General features: G+C 54.9%; 22 protein-coding genes and 1 other RNA gene. 9 read left to right on the top strand and 14 right to left on the bottom strand.

Annotated elements, in window-relative coordinates:
* The first annotated feature begins 1 nt into the window (after nucleotide 1).
* The 6 genes from QLG09_RS08255 (at nucleotide 2) to QLG09_RS08230 (ending at nucleotide 3,133) form a co-directional block, all read left to right on the top strand.
* Nucleotides 2-307, top strand: a complete 306-nt coding sequence (locus QLG09_RS08255) for a YqjD family protein (RefSeq protein WP_003862645.1) — start codon at nucleotides 2-4, stop codon at nucleotides 305-307.
* Nucleotide 308: 1 nt separating this feature from the next.
* A complete protein-coding gene (locus tag QLG09_RS08250) occupies nucleotides 309-707 on the top strand; it encodes a phage holin family protein (protein ID WP_013098867.1) in 399 nt (132 codons plus the stop codon).
* The gene (locus QLG09_RS08245; protein ID WP_020883574.1) at nucleotides 704-1,000 is read left to right on the top strand and encodes a YqjK-like family protein; all 297 of its coding nucleotides are present in this window, start codon (nucleotides 704-706) and stop codon (nucleotides 998-1,000) included. The genes QLG09_RS08250 and QLG09_RS08245 overlap by 4 nt, the downstream gene beginning before the upstream one ends.
* A 209-nt stretch (nucleotides 1,001-1,209) precedes the next feature.
* A complete protein-coding gene (locus tag QLG09_RS08240; RefSeq protein WP_006178691.1) occupies nucleotides 1,210-1,602 on the top strand; it encodes a DoxX family protein in 393 nt (130 codons plus the stop codon).
* A 72-nt stretch (nucleotides 1,603-1,674) separates the two neighbouring features.
* The gene (locus tag QLG09_RS08235) at nucleotides 1,675-2,661 is read left to right on the top strand and encodes a glutathione S-transferase family protein (protein WP_020883573.1); all 987 of its coding nucleotides are present in this window, start codon (nucleotides 1,675-1,677) and stop codon (nucleotides 2,659-2,661) included.
* Nucleotides 2,662-2,767: 106 nt separating this feature from the next.
* On the top strand, nucleotides 2,768-3,133 hold the full coding sequence (locus tag QLG09_RS08230) for a DUF805 domain-containing protein (RefSeq protein ID WP_014171733.1): 366 nt from the start codon (nucleotides 2,768-2,770) through the stop codon (nucleotides 3,131-3,133).
* Nucleotides 3,134-3,173: 40 nt separating this feature from the next.
* Here the strand turns inward: QLG09_RS08230 and QLG09_RS08225 are convergent, their stop codons facing one another.
* Complete coding sequence (locus tag QLG09_RS08225; RefSeq protein WP_014171734.1) at nucleotides 3,174-4,076, bottom strand: LysR family transcriptional regulator; 903 nt, start codon at nucleotides 4,074-4,076, stop codon at nucleotides 3,174-3,176.
* Nucleotides 4,077-4,179: 103 nt separating this feature from the next.
* Between QLG09_RS08225 and QLG09_RS08220 the strand changes: the two genes are divergently transcribed.
* The gene (locus QLG09_RS08220) at nucleotides 4,180-4,881 is read left to right on the top strand and encodes a pirin family protein (protein ID WP_014171735.1); all 702 of its coding nucleotides are present in this window, start codon (nucleotides 4,180-4,182) and stop codon (nucleotides 4,879-4,881) included.
* A gap of 42 nt (nucleotides 4,882-4,923) precedes the next feature.
* Here the strand turns inward: QLG09_RS08220 and QLG09_RS08215 are convergent, their stop codons facing one another.
* From QLG09_RS08215 to garL, 12 genes are all read right to left on the bottom strand, one after another.
* A complete protein-coding gene (locus tag QLG09_RS08215; protein WP_282488823.1) occupies nucleotides 4,924-6,225 on the bottom strand; it encodes a serine dehydratase subunit alpha family protein in 1,302 nt (433 codons plus the stop codon).
* Between the two features lie 20 nt (nucleotides 6,226-6,245).
* Nucleotides 6,246-7,577, bottom strand: coding sequence for an amino acid permease (locus tag QLG09_RS08210; protein ID WP_025202948.1), 1,332 nt, complete (start codon nucleotides 7,575-7,577; stop codon nucleotides 6,246-6,248).
* A gap of 262 nt (nucleotides 7,578-7,839) precedes the next feature.
* On the bottom strand, nucleotides 7,840-8,250 hold the full coding sequence (locus QLG09_RS08205) for a hypothetical protein (RefSeq protein ID WP_014171738.1): 411 nt from the start codon (nucleotides 8,248-8,250) through the stop codon (nucleotides 7,840-7,842).
* A gap of 151 nt (nucleotides 8,251-8,401) precedes the next feature.
* Nucleotides 8,402-10,696, bottom strand: coding sequence for a formate C-acetyltransferase (gene pflB, locus QLG09_RS08200; protein WP_014171739.1), 2,295 nt, complete (start codon nucleotides 10,694-10,696; stop codon nucleotides 8,402-8,404).
* Nucleotides 10,697-10,711: 15 nt separating this feature from the next.
* Nucleotides 10,712-11,920 (bottom strand): propionate kinase, encoded by a 1,209-nt coding sequence (gene tdcD / locus QLG09_RS08195; protein WP_282488821.1) that lies wholly within the window; start codon nucleotides 11,918-11,920, stop codon nucleotides 10,712-10,714.
* Between the two features lie 30 nt (nucleotides 11,921-11,950).
* The gene (tdcC, locus tag QLG09_RS08190) at nucleotides 11,951-13,282 is read right to left on the bottom strand and encodes a threonine/serine transporter TdcC (RefSeq protein WP_014171741.1); all 1,332 of its coding nucleotides are present in this window, start codon (nucleotides 13,280-13,282) and stop codon (nucleotides 11,951-11,953) included.
* Between the two features lie 10 nt (nucleotides 13,283-13,292).
* A complete protein-coding gene (gene tdcB / locus QLG09_RS08185; RefSeq protein ID WP_032679736.1) occupies nucleotides 13,293-14,282 on the bottom strand; it encodes a bifunctional threonine ammonia-lyase/L-serine ammonia-lyase TdcB in 990 nt (329 codons plus the stop codon).
* Between the two features lie 116 nt (nucleotides 14,283-14,398).
* On the bottom strand, nucleotides 14,399-15,319 hold the full coding sequence (gene tdcA / locus QLG09_RS08180) for a transcriptional regulator TdcA (protein WP_047355838.1): 921 nt from the start codon (nucleotides 15,317-15,319) through the stop codon (nucleotides 14,399-14,401).
* Between the two features lie 1,016 nt (nucleotides 15,320-16,335).
* Nucleotides 16,336-16,714: RNase P RNA component class A (gene rnpB, locus QLG09_RS08175), an RNA gene on the bottom strand.
* Between the two features lie 32 nt (nucleotides 16,715-16,746).
* The gene (gene garK, locus QLG09_RS08170; RefSeq protein ID WP_104440393.1) at nucleotides 16,747-17,892 is read right to left on the bottom strand and encodes a glycerate 2-kinase; all 1,146 of its coding nucleotides are present in this window, start codon (nucleotides 17,890-17,892) and stop codon (nucleotides 16,747-16,749) included.
* Nucleotides 17,893-17,952: 60 nt separating this feature from the next.
* Complete coding sequence (garR, locus tag QLG09_RS08165) at nucleotides 17,953-18,843, bottom strand: 2-hydroxy-3-oxopropionate reductase (protein WP_020883565.1); 891 nt, start codon at nucleotides 18,841-18,843, stop codon at nucleotides 17,953-17,955.
* A 21-nt stretch (nucleotides 18,844-18,864) separates the two neighbouring features.
* Nucleotides 18,865-19,635 (bottom strand): 2-dehydro-3-deoxyglucarate aldolase, encoded by a 771-nt coding sequence (gene garL, locus QLG09_RS08160; protein WP_040018767.1) that lies wholly within the window; start codon nucleotides 19,633-19,635, stop codon nucleotides 18,865-18,867.
* A gap of 408 nt (nucleotides 19,636-20,043) precedes the next feature.
* On the opposite strand from garL, the gene garD reads away from it, so the two are divergent.
* Nucleotides 20,044-21,615: a galactarate dehydratase gene (gene garD / locus QLG09_RS08155; RefSeq protein WP_014171748.1), complete on the top strand. Its 1,572-nt coding sequence runs from the start codon at nucleotides 20,044-20,046 to the stop codon at nucleotides 21,613-21,615.
* 34 nt (nucleotides 21,616-21,649) lie between these two features.
* On the opposite strand, the gene QLG09_RS08150 is transcribed toward garD, so the two are convergent.
* Nucleotides 21,650-22,459 (bottom strand): DeoR family transcriptional regulator, encoded by an 810-nt coding sequence (locus QLG09_RS08150; protein WP_020883561.1) that lies wholly within the window; start codon nucleotides 22,457-22,459, stop codon nucleotides 21,650-21,652.
* A gap of 251 nt (nucleotides 22,460-22,710) precedes the next feature.
* Here QLG09_RS08150 and kbaZ point away from each other — a divergent pair, with 251 nt between their 5' ends.
* Nucleotides 22,711-24,006: a tagatose-bisphosphate aldolase subunit KbaZ gene (gene kbaZ, locus QLG09_RS08145; protein ID WP_282488820.1), complete on the top strand. Its 1,296-nt coding sequence runs from the start codon at nucleotides 22,711-22,713 to the stop codon at nucleotides 24,004-24,006.
* The last annotated feature ends 15 nt before the right edge of the window (nucleotides 24,007-24,021 follow it).

Here is a 24,021-nt window from a genome sequence, read left to right as displayed (position 1 = left end):
CATGTCAAAAGATACGACGTCTGAAAATCTGCGCGCTGAACTGAAATCCCTGGCCGATACCCTGGAAGAGGTGCTGAACTCCTCTGCAGATAAGTCAAAAGAAGAGGTCAGCAAACTGCGCAGCAAAGCTGAGCAGGCGCTGAAAGAGAGCCGTTATCGCCTGGGTGAAACCGGTGATGCACTGGCGAAACAGACCCGCGAAGCGGCAGCTCGCGCGGACGAATATGTTCGCGATAATCCGTGGACGGGTGTAGGGATTGGTGCCGCGGTAGGTGTGGTACTGGGTGTCCTCCTGACGCGTCGTTAATATGGAAGATCCTCGTCACGCACAAGGGCCTGCTAATAACGTCCTCGGCATCGGCCAGCGTATTCTGACGACGCTGGTCGGGATTGCCGAAACGCGCGTCCGGCTGGCAGTGGTTGAACTGGAAGAGGAGAAAGCGAACCTTTTCCAGATGCTGCTGATGCTCGGGCTTACCATGCTCTTCGCCGCGTTTGGTCTGATGAGCCTGATGGTGTTAATCATCTGGGCCATTGACCCGCAATATCGACTCAACGCGATGATTGCCACCACCGTTGTTCTGCTGGTTGCGGCATTGATTGGCGGCATATGGACGATGCGTAAAGCACGCAAATCCACTTTCCTGCGCCATACGCGCCAGGAACTGGCCAACGATCGCGCCCTGCTGGAGGATGACAAGCCGTGAGCGATAAAGCCGAACGTCAGAAGCGAAAAGCATTCCTGCTCAGTCAGATCCAGCAGCAACGGCTGGATTTGTCTGCCAGTCGTCGCGACTGGGTTGACGCGACGCGTCGTTTTGACCGGGGCTGGAATACCTTCCTGAGCCTGCGCTCATGGGCGCTGGTCGGAAGCAGCGTGATGGCTATCTGGACGGTTCGTCATCCAAATATGCTGATCCGCTGGGCCCGCCGCGGCTTTGGTGCCTGGAGCGCCTGGCGTCTGGTGAAAGCGACGATTCGTCAACAACAGCTGCGTTAGTTCTTATGCCGGGTAGCGTTTCGCTTACCCGGCACACTTTCCCCCCTCCCCGTTACTCAATATCTTTGAAGAAGATTGACAGTTTTCCTTGCTAACAATTCCCATCTGCCCCGTTTACACTCCTCTCCATCGACAGCAAAGACGCGGTATCTACCCGAATTTGCACACAAATAAAGTTCAGCCGCTGATGTGGTTTCCTGGAGAGTAAAATGAAAAAATTAGAAGATGTTGGTGTTCTGGTAGCGCGTATTCTGATGCCGGTTCTGTTTATCACCGCAGGCTGGGGCAAAATCACCGGTTATGCGGGCACGCAGCAATACATGGAAGCCATGGGTGTTCCCGGGTTCCTGCTGCCACTGACTATTCTCCTTGAGTTCGGCGGCGGCCTGGCGGTACTGTTCGGCTTCCTGACCCGCACCACGGCACTGTTTACCGCAGGCTTCACCCTGCTGACGGCGTTCATCTTCCACAGCAACTTTGCGGAAGGCGTGAACTCTCTGATGTTCATGAAAAACCTGACCATCGCGGGTGGCTTCCTGCTGCTGGCCATCACTGGCCCTGGCGCATACAGCATCGACCGCGTTCTGAATAAGAAGTGGTAAGCACGCTATACTGAATGAACACAAAGCGAGGAGATATCTCCTCGCTTTTGCTTATTGACGGAGGAGTAAAAAATGGGACAACTCGTAGACGGCGTCTGGCAGGATGTCTGGTATGACACCAAATCCACCGGGGGACGCTTCAAGCGCTCTGTTTCGGCCTTCCGTAACTGGCTAACCGCCGATGGCGCACCGGGCCCAAGCGGCGAAGGCGGCTTTGCGGCTGAGAAAGACCGTTATCATCTCTATGTTTCTCTGGCCTGCCCGTGGGCGCACCGCACGCTGATTGTGCGCAAGCTGAAAGGACTCGAATCCTTAATTCCGGTTTCGGTGGTCAACCCCCTGATGCTGGAAAACGGCTGGACGTTTGACAGTGATTTCCCGGCCGCCACCGGTGATGACCTCTACCACCACGATTTTCTCTATCAGCTCTATCTGCGCGCCGATCCGCACTACACCGGACGCGTGACCGTACCCGTGCTGTGGGACAAGAAAAACCAGACCATTGTCAGCAATGAGTCCGCAGAGATCATCCGCATGTTCAACACCGCGTTTGATGCCCACGGGGCCCGCGCCGGGGATTACTATCCGGTTGAGCTGCGCGATAAGATTGATGAGCTGAACAGCTGGATTTACGACAACGTGAATAACGGTGTCTACAAGGCCGGCTTTGCCACCAGCCAGGAAGCGTATGACGACGCAGTGGGAAAAGTATTTGAATCGCTGGAGCGTCTTGAGCAGATCCTCGGCCAGCATCGCTACCTGACGGGCGACCGCCTGACGGAAGCAGACATTCGTCTGTGGACAACGCTGGTTCGCTTTGATCCAGTGTATGTTACCCACTTCAAGTGTGATAAACACCGCATCAGCGATTACCTGAACCTGTACGGTTTCCTGCGCGATATTTATCAGATGCCGGGCATTGCTGAAACGGTCGATTTCAACCATATCCGCACCCACTATTTCCGCAGTCATAAGACCATCAACCCGACGGGTATTATCTCGGTGGGTCCGTGGCAGGACCTGGATGAACCGCACGGTCGCGACGTGCGTTTCGGATAAATATCAAGGGCATCAATTGATGCCCTTTTTTAATTCACAATCTCCATCTATCCTTACCTCGATCGCTTAAAAAACAAGTGATTGACTGACTAATGAGGCAAGGAAAATGGACTGGTATTTAAAAGTACTGCGCAACTACATTGGATTTGGTGGCCGCGCTCGCCGTAAAGAGTACTGGATGTTCGTTCTGGTGAACTTCATCCTCATCATGGTGCTGGGCATTATCGATAAAATTCTTGGCTGGGAACGAGCCGGCGGTGAAGGTGTTCTCACCACGATTTACGGCCTGCTGGTCCTGCTTCCCTCATGGGCCGTGCTGTTCCGACGGCTACACGATACCGATCGTTCAGCCTGGTGGTTACTGCTGCTGCTGATCCCGATTGTGGGCTGGCTGGTCATTCTGGTCTTCAACTGTCAGGCCGGCACGCCGGGCGAAAACCGCTTCGGGCCCGATCCAAAACTCAACGCATAAAACAAAGCCCGGTGGCGTTTCGCGTACCGGGCTCGATTTTTTATTTGTTGTGATGGGCAAAGAGCTTGGGTATTTCGCGCAGGCACCACGATTTGGCCTCACCCATGCTGTCGCGCCGCCACGCCATAATGATGTCCACTTCGCTGGTGTACTCCGGGCTGACCACGCGTAGCCGCCCTTCTGCAATATCTTTTTCGACAAACGGATACGGCATCGTTGCCACGCCCAGGCCCGCCAGCAACGCCTGGCGTTTGTCTTCAAGCGACGTGACGGTCAGACGCGGTTGTTTATCCAGCAACTGCACCGTTAACACCGGACGCTCGCGTGCGGTATCTGCGACCGCGACCCCGCGGTATTTCACCCGCGTCACTTCCGAGAGCGGCTCCGGCTCCTGGTGAATCGGGTGATCGGGTGCGGCGACATAGACGTTCATCACGCTGTAGAGCTTGCGGGAGTTGATTTCAGATGAGGAACGGAAGTGCATGTCCGGGGCAATGACGATATCCGCCCTACCCGTCTCCAGTCGCTCCCAGGCCCCGGCCAGCACCTCGGTGATGATCGATAACTGGGTGTTTGCTTTGTCGGCCAGCCGGTTCACCAGCGGGAACAGCGCCTCGGTGGGCACCAGCGCTTCCGTCACCAGCGTCAGATGAGTTTCCCAGCCGCGCGCCAGCGCTTCGGCGTCCGTCGTCAGCTTGTCCGCCGCTTCCAGCAGGACGCGACCACGCTCAAGCAGCATCCGTCCGACGTTAGTGAATTTTGTTCGATGACCGGAGCGGTCAAAGAGCACCACGTCCAGCTCTTCCTCCAGCTTCTGCATGGTATAGCTGAGCGCAGACGGAACGCGCCCCAGTTCATCTGCCGCCGCGGCAAAACTGCCACGCCGGTCAATTGCGTCCATGACGCGAAGCGCCTCAAGCGTCAATGCTCTCTCTTTAGCCATCTCGTTCTCATTCAGGAAATTTGAACATACCGGGCAGAATATCTGGCTAACAATGAAGCGTCCATACCTTTACCATTGTTTAGTGTAAAGAGAGGTCAAGTTTATGATTACGACAAGAACAGCTAAACAGTGCGGACAAGCCGATTTCGGTTGGCTGCAGGCCCGCTACACCTTTTCCTTTGGACACTACTTTGACCCTAAACTGCTCGGTTACGCTTCATTGCGCGTATTGAATCAGGAAGTGCTCGCCCCAGGCGCGTCCTTCCAGCCGCGTACGTACCCGAAAGTCGATATCCTGAACCTGATCCTGGAAGGCGAAGCAGAATACCGCGACAGCGAGGGCAATCATGTCCAGGCGAAGGCCGGCGAAGCATTATTAATCTCCACGCAGCCGGGCATCAGTTACAGCGAGCATAACCTCAGCAAAGATAAAACGCTGACCCGTATGCAGTTGTGGCTGGATGCCTGCCCTGAGCGGGAAAACCCGCTGGTACAGAAGTTAGATTTGACGGGCGACAGGCAGCAGCTGATAGCCTCCCCGGACGGCAGTCAAGGCAGCCTGCAGTTGCGCCAGCAGGTGTGGCTGCACCATATCGAACTGAAGAAAGGGGAACAGGCGAGCTTCCAGCTTCATGGTCCGCGCGCCTATCTGCAATCGATTCACGGTACGGTGCATGCGGTGACGCATACGGAAGAGAAAGAAGCGCTCACCTGCGGTGACGGGGCGTTTATTCGCGACGAAGCGAATATCACGCTGGTTGCTGATTCGCCGCTGCGCGCGCTGTTAATTGATTTACCGGTTTAACACCCGATGATCCTCTCTCCCCGGCGGGGAGAGAGGAAACCGTTACACTTTACGTGCCATAATCTCAATAATCTGCCGGTCCGTCGCCTGCATGGCGCGGCACGCCAGCGAACACAGGTTCGCGATCGACTGCTCCACATCGTGCGCCACAATCCCTTCATTGCCCGTTACAGCCGAATCATCCAGCGCCATCATCACCGCTTTCCAGGCACTGCCGACGCTGGTTGAGACCTTCATGGCACAGCTGTTGGACGCGCCATCGCAGATCATCCCGCTGACATCGCCAATCATGCTGCTGATTGCCATTGAGAGCGTCTGATAGCTTCCGCCCATCAGCCAGGCCATGCCTGCCGTCGCCCCCATCGCCGCCGTGGTAGCCGCACACAGCGCCGACAGGCGCGGAAGCTGGGCGTGGATATAAATAGCCGAAAGGTGTGAAAGCATCAGCGCCCGGGCAAGGCGTTCATCATCCGCCTGGACATGTTCCGCCACCACCACAACCGGCATGGTGGCCGTGATCCCCTGGTTGCCCGATCCGGAATTGCTCATTGCTGGCAGCGTCGCCCCGCCCATTCGGGCGTCCGAGGCCGCGCTGGTGCGAATGACAATATCCGAGCCCAGGTCCTGCGCTATCCATCCGCGAGCGCGCTGCTTATTGAGCGTCGCGCCAATGTGCAGCCCCCATTTTCCGCTTAAACCTTCACGGGAGAGCGCATCATTTAATTGTCCGGCAGCCAGGATAAAGCGGATCGCGTCAAACGGCACCTGCTCCACAAACTCAAGGATCTGCGATAGCGTGGCGTTTGAAAGTACCGCCAGCGGGTCGTCATTCCTCTCGTCGGGTTGAGAATCAAGCGTAAAGCGGGTTTCGCCCTGACAGACAATCTCCACCACCCGCGTATGCCCACCGGCGATGGTCACCATCGCCGAGGCCTGTCCGGCGTGAACGCAGGCGCGGGAGTAGAGGATGTCATCGCACGGCTCCTGCAGCTTGACCTGTACCTGGCCGGCGTCCAGCAGCGCTTTGGCACGCACCAGCGCATCGGCAGTGGCATCTTTCAGTACCTCCAGTCCGGCGTGCGCGTTGCCGCCAATAGCCCCCAGCGCCGCCGCAATCGGCAACCCGACCATCCCGGTGCCAGGTACCGTCACGCCAAGGCCATTTTTCATCAGATTCGGTGAAACCCACGCCTCAATCTGTGTGACGTCACCCGGCAGAAGCTCCGCGGCCATCGCACAAGCCAGCGCCAGAGAGATCGGCTCGGTACACCCCAGTGCAGGTTTAACTTCCTCCTGCACCGCCCGAATAAATTGATTCCATAAAGATTGAGTTTGCTCTGACATCGTTACGACCTTGTTTGCCCTTAAGAAAACGCGAGGAAAGGAGAAACACACAGCAGCAGACCGGTGATGATAATGATCACCAGCGACACGCCTTTATATTTGTGCAGCGCCGGCACTTTGTAGACCAGCCACGCCGGAATCAAACACCCCACCATGCCGAAGATGGGGCTGCAAATAGAGGTGAAGCTCAGTACCGGCGCGTTTAACACAATCGCGCTCCATGCCAGCAGAATGGCAAACAGCATGATGCCGCGCTGTACGGTGTTTTCGTTGATTTTCTCTGCCGGCATTTTGCGGCGCAGAATGTTCATCACAATGCCCTGCGTCGCTTCACGAAAGCCCAGGTACACGCCGAAGAACGCGGTCATGACGGCAAAAATATTCAGGATAACGCTGACAATTTTGACCCAGCCGGCACCGTCGCCACTGATAAACTGCGCGGCAATTGCCAGTGCGGAAATATTCTGTTCGTAGGCTTTGACCGCCTCATCATGCCCCATTGCCAGGGTGAACGAGACCGCGTAGAAAAAGACCGTCACGAAGAGGATCGCGAAGGCGATGTTCATCGCCCGCAGCGCTTTATGGCGCGCCACTTCAACCGATTTTTCACGTGAACGATAGGAGATCACCATCGGGCTTAATGTCTGAATAAACAGAATCGACGTTAAGGTAAACGGCAACGTGATAATCGCGTTTTTAATGAGTAGCCCCACGGGTGGCAGCATGCCCACGTTGGCTAAATGCCAGAGGCCAATCATCGACAACCCGAGCGCCGCCACCACAAATAACTTGGTCAGCACCATCAGGCTAGAGACTTTAAACAGCAGTTTCTCGCCACGGGAGGAGATCGCCACCAGGATGCAGATCAGGAACAGACCGTAGAACGGATTTTCAGAGAGCAGCCCCTCCGTCACGCCGAAGGTGTGTAAATAGGAGGCGCTGTCGTTGGTGATGGCGGTGGAGTAGACGAACATCCAGATAACCAGCATCACGAAATAGAGCGCACCTAATAAAATGCCCCAGTTCTTACCGAGGTAGCCGCTGATGACGCTTGGATAATCTTTGCACTCCGGCGATTCTGCCAGCGTGTTAATAAACAGCCGCTGAAACAGGTACATGGCCGGATAGCCAATCACTGACGAAAGCAGAAACACCCACAGTCCCATCAGCCCCACCTGTACCGGGAGAAAAACAATCCCCGCGCCGATGGCCATTCCGATACTCATGATGACCCAACCCGTATCGGTGCTGTCGAATTTAATGGCCTCCTGCCACTCGCTTTCACTCATCCCTGCCCGCTTTGCCGCGGGTGAATCGTTCACAATCACACTGCTGTTTGTTGCCGTATCCATAAGGCACTCGCTTATTTTGTAGGGTAACCAGTTGTTTTTATGGGATTCTGACCACCAGCGATAATGAGCCAGACTGCTGCAGGTGTGTGTTATTGGAATGGACAAATCATACGTGGAGAGCGGGAGAAAAAAGTCACAATATTTATAAGGCTTTTCGCAAGCGAGAGAAAAAAACACTCTTAGATGAGGAATAATGGAGGTGATTTTCTAAAAGTGACGCCGATCAAGAAATAAAAAACCCGCGACATGCGCGGGTGTGTCATCAGTTAGCCAGCGCGTTCGCCATATCGGTTTTCACCTGTTTACGCTGCTCCGCTGTCAGAACCTGGCTGACATCAAAGTAGTATTTGACGCGGTAATAGCGGGTCTGCTCTTCAATTTTACTGAACGCGGCAAGCTGGTTTTTCACCGTGCTTTCATCCCATTTCCCGGTCTGGAACATCTCGATCAGCGCACCGTCTTTCACGCCGGTCATCGGGATCTTGCTGACATTTTGTTCCAGCGTCTGGTGCAGCGCGTCGATCTTCTTAATCTGATCGTTGCTCAGCTTGAGGTGTTGCACCAGCGGATCCTGCGCCGGAGAGGGGGCAGCTTCAACGTCAGCGGCCTGTGCGGCAAAACTGCACGCTACCAGCGAGGCAGCAACCAGGGTGATACGGGTCATTTTCATCATCTTACTGTCCTTACATACTGTTTCAGGGAAAAAGCAGGCGCATTGTTTTTCAGAAGCGGATGAAGATGTGTGAGTAATTATATAAACATTTTTGTATGTTCCGCGGACAAAAAAGCCCCCTTATCCAAAGGGGGCCTGTTTCAGACGACGATCACAGTGCCTGGGTAAACGTCCTTGAGATCACGTCCTGCTGCTGCTCGCGCGTCAGCGCATTAAAGCGCACCGCATACCCTGAGACACGAATGGTCAGGTTGGGATAGTTCTCCGGGTGCTCAATCGCCTCCATCAGCATCTCCCGGTTCATGACGTTAACGTTGAGGTGCTGTCCCCCCTCAATGGCCGCTTCGTGGTGGAAATACCCGTCCAGCAGCCCTACAAGGTTGGTTTTGCGCACCCTCTCATCCTTGCCCAGCGCCTGAGGCACAATGGAGAAGGTGTAAGAGATCCCGTCTTTCGCATAGGTGAACGGCAGCTTAGCGACGGAGGTTAACGAGGCCACCGCCCCTTTCCTGTCTCGTCCGTGCATCGGGTTCGCGCCCGGTGCGAATGGCGTACCGCCGCGGCGTCCGTCCGGCGTATTGCCGGTTTTCTGGCCGTAGACCACATTCGACGTAATGGTCAGGATCGACTGGGTCGGCACCGCGTTGCGGTAGGTCGGCAGCGCCTGAATTTTCTTCATAAAGCGTTCCACCAGGTCACAGGCAATGCTGTCCACGCGGTCATCATTGTTACCGTACTGCGGGTAGTCCCCTTCAATCACAAAATCGACCGCCAGGCCGGTATGGTCGCGTACGGGTTTTACCGTGGCATATTTGATGGCGGACAGCGAGTCCGCCGCCACCGACAGCCCGGCGATACCGCAGGCCATGGTGCGGTAAACGTCCCGGTCGTGCAGCGCCATCAGCGAGGCTTCGTAGCTGTACTTATCGTGCATGTAATGAATGAGATTCAGCGCGCTAATGTACTGCACCGCCAGCCAGTCCATAAAGTGATCCAGACTCGCCATCACGGTGTCGTAATCCAGCACCTCATCCAGCAGCGGCGCGGTTTTCGGCCCGACCTGGATCTTCAGCTTCTCATCCACCCCGCCGTTGATCGCATACAGCAGCGTTTTCGCCAGGTTAGCGCGGGCGCCAAAGAACTGCATTTGCTTGCCGATCACCATCGGGCTGACGCAGCAGGCAATGGCGTAGTCGTCGCTGTTGAAATCCACGCGCATCAGGTCGTCGTTCTCATACTGCAGCGACGAGGTGTCGATCGACATCTGTGCAGCGTACTTCTTGAATGCGACGGGCAGTTGTTCGGACCACAGGATCGTCAGGTTTGGCTCCGGTGCAGGTCCCATCGTGTGCAGGGTATGCAGGTAACGGAAGCTGTTTTTGGTGACCAGCGTGCGGCCATCCAGCCCCATTCCGCCAATCACTTCGGTGGCCCAGACAGGATCGCCGGAGAAGAGCGTGTCGAACTCCGGAGTACGCAGGAAGCGCACCATGCGGATCTTCATGATGAAATGATCGATCAGTTCCTGCGCCTGGATCTCACTCAGGCGACCCGCCTGCATATCGCGTTCGATATAAATATCCAGGAACGAGGCCGTGCGTCCCAGCGACATCGCCCCGCCGTTCTGGGATTTCACCGCGGCCAGATAGGCAAAGTAAACCCACTGTACCGCTTCCTGCGCATTCATCGCCGGGCGAGAAATATCGAAGCCATAGTTCGCTGCCATCTGCTGGATCTGCAGCAGTGCGCGTTTGTGTTCCGCCAGCTCTTCACGCAGGCGGATCGTCGCCTCCAGATCTTCACCCCGTTCGAGTTTGCCCTGCAGATCCGCGAACTGGCGCTCACGCTCGTGCACCAGATAGCGGATGCCGTACAGCGCCACGCGGCGGTAATCGCCGATGATGCGCCCGCGTCCGTAGCCGTCCGGTAGCCCGGTCAGCACGCCTGATTTACGACAGCGCATCATCTCGGGGGAGTAAACGTCAAAGACACCCTGATTATGGGTTTTGCGCAGTTCGGTAAAAAGATATTCGAACTGCGGATCCATCTCGCGGCCATAGGCTTCGAATGAACTGCGGATCATATTGATCCCGCCGTACGGATGCAGCGCACGTTTGAGCGGCTTATCGGTTTGCAGGCCGACGATCGTCTCCAGCTGCTGGTCAATATAGCCCGGTCCGTGGGCCGTGATGGTAGTGGCAATGTTGGTGTCAAAATCCACCGGCGCATGGGTGGCATTCTCCTGCCGAATGCCCACCATTACCTTCTCCCAGAGCGCCGTCGTTGCTGGCGTCGCCTGCGCGAGGAAAGTTTCGTCGCCTTCATAAGGGGTATAGTTATGCTGAATAAAATCGCGCACGTTGACGGTGTCTTTCCATTCTTCACCGCGAAACCCGGCCCATGCGTCGCTGTAAGGGGCAACGCGCGTATCGATTGCTACTTTCATGAATTTCTCGCTCTGTCAGGCATAAGCCGCAGCCGGAGTGACCTTCCCAAGACGGAGGGCATCCAGCGCGATCATTTTTTCTTCGTTGGTTGGGATCACCGCGCAGGCCACGCGGGACGAATCGGTGGTGATCACGCGCTCACCTGCGCTACCCGGCAGGGCGTTTTTGGCTTCATCGAGGGTGATGCCAAAGACGGCCAGATGTTCCGCCACCAGCGTGCGGATCAGTCTGGAGTTCTCACCAATCCCGCCGGTGAACACCACACCGTCCAGGCGGTGTAACGACGCCGCGTGCCCGGCAATATGCCGTGCGATACGGTGAACAAAGGTCTGGATCGCCAGCTGTGCCCGCTGATGTCCCTCATGCCAGGCCTTTTCGAGGGCTCGCAGATCGGAGGATATTCCCGAGATCCCCAGCAGGCCGGACTCTTTATTGACGACGCGTTCCAGATCCTCAAATGACTGTCCGGTCTGTTGGGCTATCCAGGCCATGGCGCCGAAATCAACGTCGCCACAGCGGGTCCCCATGATCAGCCCTTCCAGCGGCGTCATGCCCATGGAGGTATCCACGCTCTTACCATTGCGTACCGCGCAGATGGATGCCCCGTTGCCGAGATGGGCAATCACCAGCCCGCTGTCCTCAGGCGAAATCCCGAGCAAGGCATGCGCCTGCCCGGCAACGTAGCGGTGGGACGTCCCGTGGAAGCCATAGCGCCGCACGCCAAGCTCTTCAAAATAGCGGTACGGCAGCCCGTACAGATAGGCCTGCGGGGCCAGCGTCTGGTGGAAGCTGGTGTCAAACACCGCCACCTGCTGTATGCCCGGAAACAGGCGTTCGGCTGCCTCGACGCCGCTTAAGTTGGCGTAGTTATGCAGCGGCGCCAGCGAGGAAACCTGACGGATCTGCTCAATAACCTGTTCCGTGATAAGGGTCGACTCGCTGAAGAGGTCGCCGCCGTGCGCAATACGATGGCCAATCAGGGCCACGCTGCTCATCAGATCACGCTTCTCCAGCTCCAGGGCGATGGCTGCCAGCGCCCCTTCGTAGTCATGGTGAGCCAGTCTGGCTGGCTCACCCCCGTTCACGGAAATAAAGGCTTTTTCAGTGTTAATCCCGTCTGCAATGCCCGTCATCAGGGCATCACAGCTGCTGGCATCGAGTACTGAAAACTTAACAGAGGACGATCCGCAGTTAATAACCAATACAACCGGAAACTCAATCATGGTGTTACTCCGCTCTTCCTGAGCCAGGGTTTAGAACAGTTTGTAGACGATGTTCAGGATGGTCAGCAGGCCCACAACCGTGACGAAGATGTTCTCGGGTCTGCCCTTATATTTCGCCATTGCCGGCGCTTTCCGAATGGCATACATCGGCAACAGGCACAGCAGAGAGGCGATGATTGGCGCCCCCATGGCTTCGATAAGGTCGAGAATGTTCGGGTTGGCATAGGCAACGACCCAGGTCGACCCCATGATGAATACCATGCTGATGGTGTTCAGTTTGCCTACGGAGACTTTCTTCTTATCGCCCTTATAACCGAACTTCAGGATCAGGCCGTTCAGCCCTTCCAGCGTGCCCAGATAGTGGCCGAAGAAGGATTTGAAGATAGCGACCAGCGCAATGATGGAGGCACCGTATTCCAGCACCGTAGCAAACGTTGATTTAGTGCCTGACATGGTCGCAAAGTGGTTCGCCAGGTAAGAGAGCACGGGAATATTCTGCGCTTTGGCATCGGCCATGTTCTGCGGCGAGAGCGTGAACAGGCAGCTAAAGGCGAAGAACATCACCACCGCAACCATCAGCAAGCTGGCGCGACCGATGATTTTGGAACATTTCTGCTCGGTAAACGCTTTACCGAACTCGGGTTCGTACTCTTCACGTTTCGAGACCACAAACGAGGAGACGATGGGCGAGAAGTTGAAGGAGAAGACCATGATGGAGATCCCCAGCCAGACCGTCACCAGAATGCCGTCATGCCCGGTAAACGCGATATCACTCAGATTGACCTGGTCAATCACCGACGAGTTCCAGTAAGGGATCAGCGACAGGGAAATCAGCACCAGGCTGGCGATAAACGGGAACACCAGGAAGCTCATCACCTTCACCATCAGGTCTTTACCAAACCAGATAACAAAGGCCATCAGCAGCAGCAGGAACAGCGCCACCACGCCGCGGTTAAGCGCGGGCAGCTGGAGCTGGTTTTCCCAGAAGGTCATAAAGGTGTTCGTAATGGTGACGCCGTAAATCCACAGCAGCGGGCAAATGGCGAAGAAGTAGAGGAACGTAATCACCACCCCACCGGTCTTACCAAAATGCTCTTCCACCGTTTCGGTGATGTTGCCAGACACGTTACTGCCGGACAGACACAGGCGCGCCAGCGCCCGGTGGCAATAAAACGCAATCGGGAAAGCGAGAACCAGCATCAGCAGGATAGGAATCAAGCCGCCGAAGCCTGCGCGAATCGGGAAGAACAGCACACCTGCGCCAATGGCGGTTCCAAACAGGCCAAGCGTCCAGGTGGTATCAGACTTACGCCAGGAGGACGTTTTTGTCTGGCCAACGATAATGCTTTCTGTGTTGCTCATAGGTCATCCTTTATGCGTCAACGAAGCCGGTAATTTGGGATACGCGGGAGAGATCGATATTGCCGCCGGAAATAATGCAGACGGTTTTACGACCCTGAATATAGTGATCAAGCTTGCCGCTTAATAACGCCGCACAGGCCAGTGCGCCAGCACCTTCTGTAACCACTTTATTTCGCTGAATGAGGGCAATCATGCTGTTACGAATATCGTCTTCGCTGACCAGCACAATGTCATCGACTAATTCGCGAACAATCTCGAAGGTTAATTTACCCGGACGAGACACATCACATCCGTCGGCTAGTGTACCGGTAACGCGGTGGTTAATGATTTCTCCTGCCTGATACGATGCGGCCATTCCATGTACGTTTTCAGACTGCACGCCGATAATATTAATGGTCGGGTTGATGGATTTAATGGCCGTTGCAATTCCGGCAATTAAACCGCCACCGCCGATGGGTACAATCACGTTATCCACATCATACAAATCTTCGAGAATTTCCAGACCAATGGTGCCCTGGCCGGCAATCACTTTCGGATCGTCATACGGCGGGATAAAAATGCGCCCTTCCAGCTCCACGATTTCGCTGACTTTGGCGATGGTGTCGTTGAAGTTTTCGCCGTGCAGCACCACTTCAGCCGAGTAGTCACGGGTGGCGGCGACTTTAGATTTCGGCGCGCCCATCGGCATGACCACTTTGCCGTCGATACCGAGCATTGCGCAGGAGAGCGACACGCCCTGCGCATGGTTGCCTGCAGAACAGGCGACCACGCCTTTACGTTTTTCAGCCTCGGTCAGCGAACTTAATTTATTAAACGCACCGCGGATCTTGAAGGAGCCAGTACGCTGCATATTTTCAAACTTCAGGAATATCTCACCTTTACAGCGTTCGCTGAGATAATTTGAGCGCGGCATGCCGGTTTTATATATTTTGCCTGCCAGTCGTTTTCTGGCGTCCTGAATATCTTCAATGGTCACCGGGAGATCGTAGGTAATATGCATAATATCCTCGTTATAATAATTCATTTTCTTCAGGCAAAGTCAGGGTATCAGAGCACGGATAAAATAAGCTCTGGGTGTTTTTAAAAAGGTTAACGCGTTATCAGAGGGTTATTTAATCATCGTCGTCTTTCACTGGTCAGTGACGCGTATTGTTTTGCCAGTTCGACTAATACTGACGCCGATTTCTTAATTCTGTAATTTTTTGACCACACGGCGGCATAACGCGCTATGGGTAATTCATCTTCCACCGGCAGTACAATAAACTGGTTGGAACCGAATGGCGCAATCATGTCGCGGGGAATAACCGTCAGGTAATCGGCATTCAGGACAAGGTTATAAATGGTCACGACGGAATCGGTCTGGACGATGTTTTCAATGCTGATGTGATTGTCTTGCAGGGTGGTCAGAAGTTCTTTGTAGTAGCCCATATCGGTTTGCGGCATCACCCACTGTTCATCCGTGAGTGATGCCAGTGTAGTCGAGCCGGTGCACGTTCGTGATTTGTTGGCTACCAGGACAAACTCAGACTCAAACAGCGGCTCGACATGAAGATCCTGCAGCAGCATTTCATCACTTAAGGTGCCGATGGCAAAATCCAGCCGGCCGTCGCGAATGGCCGGCAGGAAAGAGGACAGCTGAGCTTCGTACATCGAGACGCGCGCTTTCGGGAACACTTCCTTGAATTTTTTGATCATTTCGGACAGGAAGGTGAAGCCAATGAGCGACGGGTAACCAAAGGAGACATCCATGACGGTACTGAAACTGAGGCTGTTAATCTCGCTCACCATGTTTTTCATCTCACGGGTGATCGACTCAGAATACGAGAGTAATACCTGGCCTGCCGCAGTCAGTTTAACGCCGGTGTTTTTGCGCACCATGACTTCAACGCCAAAGTAAGATTCGATATCGCTGATAATTTTGCTGACGGCAGGTTGCGTCAGGCCCAGTTGTCTTGCAGCAGAACCAATGGAGCCACTTTTAATGACTTCCTGAAATACCACGAGGTGCTGTGTTTTCGGTAGAATAATAGTGTTCATAATATTCTGCGCTTATTTCCCTATGACGGGGTGGATTCTACTCAATATGGCTGACGGGGGTATGTGCTGTTACTCACAATTTGCTTTTTCACACCCTTAATCAGCATAACGATAATCCTTTAAAACACCTTATTATCAATAAGTTACATTAAAATAAATACGCCATAACGCTGATATTGATCAACAAAAAGAGCAGTAATAAATTTATTTTATGGCGATAACACAGGTAAATTTTTTGGCGTTAAAAAAATCGATAAAGACTATCTTTCAGGCAATTAAAGATTAATAAATAACCGTAATTCGTTTAAAACATTCTTTCAATTTATCAAATTTGTCTGGGGTGATTTTGCTGACTTTCGGGAAACAGTGGAATGCATCACACATTCATGAGCCAAATGTTTTTGAATTCAATATACATATATCAAATAAGAAAACATTCACGATCAGAAAAGCAACATTCATAACAAATTAACAATATTGCAGAATCAGTATTATTTAGCGCGAAATTTTGCGATTACGATCGCCAGCAGATGCGAAAAAGAGGCTGAAGGGGTGAAAGCAGTGAAATGTGCTTAATGTCGCAAATATGAGAATTGATGTCGTGTGAGCGATGCATCGGGTGGCACTTGCTTGCAATTTCTAAGGCCGATAAAAGAAAAACCCCGCCGAAGCGGGATTTTATAAAAAGTTGAAGCTGGCCGATAAGCCGCGTTCTTTTATAGAAAGCGGAGTGGACAGTCATTCATCTCGTTTTGCGCAGATAGCAAAAACCCTGCCGAAGCGGGGTTTTGTAAGAAGTTGAAGCTGACCGATAAGCCGCGTTCTTTCTTAGAAAGCGGAGTGGACAGTCATTCATCTCGTTTTGCGCAGATAGCAAAAACCCCGCCGAAGCGGGGTTTTGTAAGAAGTTGAAACTGGCCGATAAGCCGCGTTCTTTCATAGAAAGCGGAGTGGACAGTCATTCATCTCGTTTAGCGCAGATAGCAAAAACCCCGCCGAAGCGGGGTTTTGTAAGAAGTTGAAGCTGACCGATAAGCCGGGTTCTGTCGTGGACAGTCATTCATCTAGGCCAGCAATCGCTCACTGGCTCAAGCAGCCTACCCGGGTTCAGTACGGGCCGTACCATGTGAACCCCTATTTGGCCTTGCTCCGGGTGGAGTTTACCGTGCCACGGACTGTTGCCAGCCGCGCGGTGCGCTCTTACCGCACCCTTTCACCCTTACCTGATCCCGCTTGCGCGGGCCATCGGCGGTTTGCTCTCTGTTGCACTGGTCGTGGGTTTCCCCCCCAGGCGTTACCTGGCACCCTGCCCTATGGAGCCCGGACTTTCCTCCCCTCCGCCCGTCTCCCCCCGAAAGGGGACGACGACGAAGCGGCGACTGTCTGGTCAGCTTCGGCGCGCAGTATAGAGGGTTTGTGCCCCGCTGTCACCCTTGGGCGTGCATCCCTATCTGCAAAGTGGCGGCGATATTACGCGAGGCGCGGTAAATATTGTCAAACGCCCCACGGTAAGCCTCTTCCAGCGACTCGACGCGGCTCAGCACGCTGAATACCGCGTCGATGCCATACTGATGCACAACCCCCACATCCCGGGTCAGACTGCCGGCAATGCCGATCACCGGCTTATGGTATTTTTTGGCGATACGGGCGATACCGACGGGCACTTTGCCCTGAATGCTCTGGCTGTCAATGCGCCCTTCGCCCGTCAGTACCAGCGTGCAGTCGTGAATATGTTCTTCGAGGTTAAGTGCCTGGCTGACAATCTCAATACCGCTCTTCAGTTGCGCGCCGAGGAAGGCCATCAGGGCCGCCCCCATGCCCCCCGCGGCACCCGCACCGGGAACCTGCTTCACGTCAATTCGCAGAGATTTTTTTATCACATCGGCATAGTGGCTGAGGTTAGCGTCGAGAGTGAGGATCATCTCCTCTGTCGCCCCTTTTTGCGGGCCAAAGATACGGGAAGCGCCTCTCTCGCCAACCAGCGGATTCGTGACGTCGCACGCGACGTGGATTGTGCAATCTTTTAGCCTGGCGTCGAGGCCGGAGAGATCGACGCTGTTGAGCGCCATCAGGCTGCCGCCGCCATAACCAATTTTAGTGCCGTTGGCGTCGCAGAGCATGGCCCCCAGCGCCTGCATCATTCCGGCGCCGCCGTCGTTGGTGGCACTGCCGCCAATGCCGATAATGATATGTCGGGCACCTTTATCCAGCGCGCTGAGAATAAGCTCCCCGGTACCCCGGGACGTGGTGACGAGCGGGTTACGTTGGGTGGCCGGGACCAGTGCCAGGCCGCTGGCGGCGGCCATCTCAATAAATGCCGTGCTGCCATCGCCGGACATGCCCCAGCGGGCGTTAACCTGTTCACCCAACGGGCCCGTGACCCTGGCATGCTGTTCTGTGCCCTGGGTGGCGGCGATCATCGCGTCAACCGTACCTTCCCCGCCGTCAGCAACCGGCACCGAAACATAAAGTGCGTCGGGGAAAATTTCCCGAAATCCTTTTTCAATCGCCTGAGCAACCCCGGAGGCAGAAAGGCTTTCTTTCCAGGAATCTGGCGCGATTACGATTTTCATAGTTGTCGCCTGTTACCGCACTCGGCAAAAATAGCGGACGCGTTCCCGCGTCCGTTTTTATTAGCGAGAGACTTCCACCTTCGCCAGTTTTTCGTAGTAGCACGCAATCGCGCTGTGGTCGGCAGTGCCCAGACCATCCGCTCGCAGGGCCTGCATCATCTCCATGACGGCGGCGGTCAGCGGCAACTGCGCGCCCACGCCGTGGGAGGTATCCAGGGCATTCGCCAGATCTTTAATGTGCAGGTCGATTCTAAAACCGGGCTTGAAGTTACGATCCATCACCATGGGCGCTTTGGCATCCAGCACGGTGCTGCCCGCCAGGCCGCCACGGATCGCCTGATACACCAGATCAGGGTTAACACCCGCTTTGGTGGCCAGCGTCAGCGCTTCCGACATTGCGGCAATGTTCAGCGCCACAATCACCTGGTTTGCCAGCTTGGTGACGTTACCCGCCCCGATATCGCCGGTATGCACCACGGATCCCGCCATGGCTTTCATCAGGTCGTAGTATTTGTCGAAAACAGCTTTGTCGCCGCCAACCATCACCGACAGGGTGCCGTCGATGGCTTTGGGCTCTCCGCCGCTGACCGGGGCATCCAGCATATCGACGCCCTTCGCGTTTAGCGCCTCACTGATTTCACGGCTTGCCAGCGGCGCGATAGAACTCATGTCAATCACCACCAGGCCGGGTTTGGCACCGTCAATGATGCCGTTCTCCCCCAGGGCCACCTCTTTCACATGCGGGGAGTTTGGCAGCATGGTGATAATGACATCGCACTGCTCAGCAATCGCTTTGGCGTTTGCTGCGGTTTCTGCGCCTGCGGCAATCACCTCGGCCACGGCTTGCGGATTATGGTCTGCAACCACCAGGGAGTAACCTGCTTTGATGAGGTTTTTACTCATGGGTTTACCCATGATCCCAAGGCCAATAAAACCCACTTTCAGCGTCATAATTCGTTTCCTCAATGATGGTTATTTTTTAAAGGCGTCCGCTAACTTCTGCGTGGCCGAGCGGAATACGCCGAGGTCGCTACCGACGGCAACGAAGGTCGCTCCCCACTCCAGATAGCGGCGGGCATCAGCCTCAACCGGCGCCAGAATGCCGCACGGTTTGCCGTGCGCGTTGGCACGGGCAAAGATGTGCTGAATAGCGCGCTGCACCTCCGGATGACCCGCATTGCCCAGATGGCCGAATGCCGCAGCAAGATCGCTTGGGCCAACGAAGATGCCATCCACACCGTCGGTGGCAGCGATAGCGTCGACGTTATCGACCCCCTGCTGGCTCTCAATCTGTACCAGGATGGTGATGTTGCTGTTGGACTGTGTGAAGTAGTCCGGGACGGTGCCAAACATGTTGGCACGATGGGAAACGGAGACCCCGCGGATCCCTTCCGGCGGATAACGCGTTGACGCCACGGCCTGCACCGCCTGCTCTTCCGTTTCCACAAACGGGATCAGGAAGTTGTAAAACCCAATATCCAGCAGACGTTTGATGATTACCGGCTCGTTGGTCGGGACGCGAACCACCGGCGCGCTATGGCTCCCTTTGAGCGCCATTAACTGCGGAATAAAGGTGCTGATATCGTTCGGCGCATGTTCGCCGTCCAGCACCAGCCAGTCGAAACCGGCCAGGCCCAGTACTTCGGTGCTGATGGGGCTTGCCAGCGCGGACCAGCAGCCAATCTGGATCTGGTGCGCCGCGAGGGCCGCTTTAAACTTATTCGGGAAGATATCATTATTCATCACGTTTACCTTTTTAATTCCGCAGTCTTATTCAGGTTCATATTTATATTTTCAGACGCAGCGTCAGCGTTATATTTATTTCCTGACTTAATTTAGGCGATTATAAAATCGTCATTCAGTATAATCCTCACGTCATGGCAGCACATTGTTTTAATGCTCAAGCATTGCGTCGTGTTTTGATAATATTTTGAGCATATGCACAACGCGATGGGCGCTGATGCACAGAATCAGGCATTGCTGGCCGGGTGGCATCTGCGCCGGTTTTAAGGAGCGATCGGGATCACATTTTGATATCTCGTCTCCTGACATTCTTTATTGACTCAAGCCGCGTCTTTATTTCTGCGATAAGAAAATAAACATCCCCTGGCTGCATTTACTATCAGACATTTTGCTGGAGAATATTGAACAATGGCCGACATTGAAATTCGACAAGCGTCGCCGACGGCGTTCTATATCAAAGTTCACGACACGGATAATGTGGCGATAATTGTTAACGACAACGGTCTAAAAGCGGGCACCCGTTTCCCGGATGGGCTGGAGCTGACTGAACATATTCCGCAGGGGCATAAAGTCGCCCTGGTGGATATCCCGGCCCACGGTGAAATCGTGCGGTATGGCGAAGTTATCGGGTATGCGGTTCGCGCTATTCCTCAGGGGAGCTGGATCGAGGAGTCGCTGGTTGAGCTACCCGAAGCGCCGCCGCTGAACACGCTCCCCCTGGCAACCCGGGTTCCTGAGCCACTGCCCCCACTGGAAGGGTACACATTCGAAGGGTACAGGAATGCGGACGGCAGCGTAGGCACCAAGAATCTACTCGGTATCACCACCAGCGTGCACTGTGTGGCAGGCGTGGTGGATTACGTGGTGAAAATCATTGAGCGCGACCTGCTGCCGAAATACCCGAATGTCGACGGCGTGGTAGGTCTGAACCATCTGTACGGCTGCGGCGTGGCCATCAATGCTCCGGCGGCCGTGGTACCGATTCGTACCATCCATAACATCGCCCTGAACCCGAATTTCGGTGGTGAAGTGATGGTCATTGGTCTCGGTTGCGAAAAGCTGCAGCCAGAGCGTCTGTTGCAGGGCACCGAAGATGTGAATGCCATTCCGGTCGACGAGGCCAGCATTGTTCGTTTACAGGATGCGCATCACGTCGGATTCCGTTCAATGGTTGACGATATCCTTCAGGTGGCGGAGCGCCATCTGGAAAAACTGAACCAGCGCCAGCGTGAGACCTGCCCGGCGTCAGAGCTGGTGATAGGCACTCAGTGCGGCGGCAGCGATGCGTTTTCAGGCGTCACGGCGAACCCGGCGGTGGGCTATGCCTCGGATCTGTTTGTCCGCTGTGGCGCCACGGTGATGTTCTCCGAAGTGACCGAAGTGCGTGATGCCATCCATTTGCTCACCCCACGCGCCATCAATGAAGAGGTGGGCAAACGCCTGCTTGAGGAGATGGCCTGGTACGATAACTATCTCGACATGGGACAAACCGATCGCAGCGCCAACCCCTCTCCGGGCAATAAAAAGGGCGGTCTGGCGAACGTGGTGGAAAAAGCCCTCGGCTCGATTGCCAAATCCGGCCAGAGCGCCATTGTTGAAGTGCTCTCCCCGGGCCAGCGCCCCACCAGACGCGGCCTGATTTACGCCGCGACCCCTGCCAGCGACTTCGTCTGTGGCACACAGCAGGTGGCATCCGGCATTACAGTACAGGTCTTTACCACCGGGCGCGGCACGCCGTACGGGCTGATGGCGGTACCGGTGATTAAAATGGCCACCCGTACCGAGCTGGCAAACCGCTGGTATGATCTAATGGACATCAACGCGGGCACCATTGCCACTGGCGAAGAGAGTATTGAGGATGTCGGCTGGAAGCTGTTCCACTTCATTCTGGACGTGGCAAGCGGCCGTAAGAAGACGTTCTCCGATCAATGGGGATTACATAACCAGCTGGCGGTGTTTAACCCGGCACCGGTGACGTGACCGTTCTCCCCCTCTCCCGAAGAGAGGGGGCAACTTATCCCTTCACCAACACCACATCTATTCCGCTCTTACGCAGCCCTTCCAGGCTCTCAGGCGGAATCCCTTCATCGACGATAATCATATCGATTCTCTGGGTATCGATGATTTTATGCAGGCTCGAACGGTTAAATTTGCTGGAGTCAGTGACCACGATAATACGCTCTGCCACCTCGCACATCCGCCGGTTCAGTCGGGCTTCATCTTCATTGTGGGTACTGACGCCGCGATCGAGGTCGATGGCGTCGACCCCCAGAAAAAGCAGATCAAAGTGGTAATTCTGTAAGGACTGCTCAGCCTGATCGCCGTAAAAGGATTGCGACTGGCGGCGCAAGTGCCCACCGGTCATCAGCAGCTCTACCCCTTCCGCTTCCAGTAATGCATTCGCCACGTTCATTCCGTTGGTCATGGCAATCACATCCGTGTGCTGACGCAGCATACGGGCGATTTCAAACGTCGTGGTTCCGGAATCCAGAATAATGCGATGACCCGGCTTCACCAGCGCGGCTGCCGCCTGCGCGATACTGCGCTTAACTGCAGTATTGAGCGAACTTTTGTCCTCCACGGAGGGTTCAGTGCCAGGCGCATTGCCTTCACAAATCAGCGCTCCGCCATAAGCACGAACGGCAATGCCCTGCTTCTCAAGAAACGCCAGGTCGTTACGGATCGTCACCGTGGAAACGCCATATAAATGAGAAAGATCGTTAACCTGCACGCTTCCCTGTGCCCGCAACCGCTGAATGATCTGCTCTCGCCTTTCACTGGTGCCGGTGACGCGCTTCTCCGCGGATGAATCGGTGCTGCTCATGCGAGCTCCTTAATAAATGGTCTTTCGTTTCATTTCGTTTTGTCTATTAACGCCTTTCTTTTATGGGAATGCAAGCCCTGCCTGCTTCCAGTCAGCGCACTCTCTCGTCGCTGAAACCTTTCATTATGTTTCTTTTGTGAAACAGATCGGAAAACTATTATCTTTCGTTTTATTTTTTTACCACCATGATGCAGGATTAAATGAAACAAAACGAAAGATGAAAACCATCACCATCCGAAATGGAGAGGAAAGTGAAACATCTGACAGAAATGGTGGAACAACATAAACGGGGGAATGCGAACGGGATTTATGCCGTTTGTTCCGCACATCCACTGGTACTTGAAGCCGCAATTCGTTACGCCCAACTGCATCACACGCCGCTGCTGATTGAAGCCACCTCTAATCAGGTGGATCAATTTGGCGGTTACACCGGTATGACGCCCGCCGATTTTCACGGGTTCGTCTGTAAGCTCGCGGAATCCCTTGGTTTCCCGACATCGCAACTGATCCTCGGCGGCGATCATTTAGGGCCAAACCGCTGGCAAAACCTGCCTGCCCGGCAGGCGATGGCGAATGCCGAAGATCTGATCAGAAGCTATGTCGCTGCCGGGTTTAAAAAGATCCACCTCGACTGCAGCATGTCCTGTGAAGACGATCCGGTTCCGTTAACCGACGCCATCGTTGCCGAACGCGCGGCACGCCTGGCGAAAATTGCGGAGAAAACCAGCCTGGCGCACGCTGATGTCGCTGACCTGGTCTATGTCATCGGTACGGAAGTGCCGGTTCCGGGCGGCGCGCATGAAACGCTCACCGAGCTTTCCGTCACGACCCCAGAAGCCGCGCGTGCCACCCTTGAAGCTCACCGCCACGCGTTCGAGAAAGAAGGGTTAAGCGACATCTGGCCACGCATTATTGGCCTGGTGGTTCAGCCTGGCGTTGAGTTTGACCACGCACATGTGTGTGACTATCAACCCCAAAACGCCGTCGCCCTGAGCCATATGGTTGAAGCTTACGACACGCTGATATTTGAAGCGCACTCTACCGACTACCAGACACCGCAGGCGCTGCGCCAGCTGGTGAAAGATCACTTCGCCATCCTCAAAGTTGGCCCGGCACTGACCTTTGCCCTGCGTGAAGCGTTGTTCTCGCTGGCCGCCATTGAAGAAGAGTTGCTGCCTGCAAAAGCCTGTTCGGGCCTGCGTCATGTCCTGGAAAACGTGATGCTCGATCGCCCCGAATACTGGCAAAGCCATTATCACGGTGATGGCAATGCGCGACGCCTGGCACGCGGGTATAGCTACTCCGATCGGGTGCGCTATTACTGGCCGGACAGCCAGATCGACGAAGCCTTTGCGCGACTGGTACGCAACCTGGCAGACGAACCGATCCCGCTGCCGCTGATCAGCCAGTACCTGCCGTTGCAGTACAGCAAAGTTCGCGAGGGTGCTCTCAAGTCGACACCACGGGACCTCATCCTCGACCACATTCAGGACATACTCCAGCAGTACCATGCCGCCTGCGAAGGCGTAACGACTCAAAACGCATAATTAAAAAGAGGAAAG

It is taken from the genome of Enterobacter sp. V89_11 (assembly GCF_029967775.1).
GTDB lineage: Bacteria > Pseudomonadota > Gammaproteobacteria > Enterobacterales > Enterobacteriaceae > Enterobacter > Enterobacter ludwigii.
The sequence above is the reverse complement of the archived record's forward strand: the minus strand, read 5'-3'. Positions and strand labels throughout refer to the sequence as shown.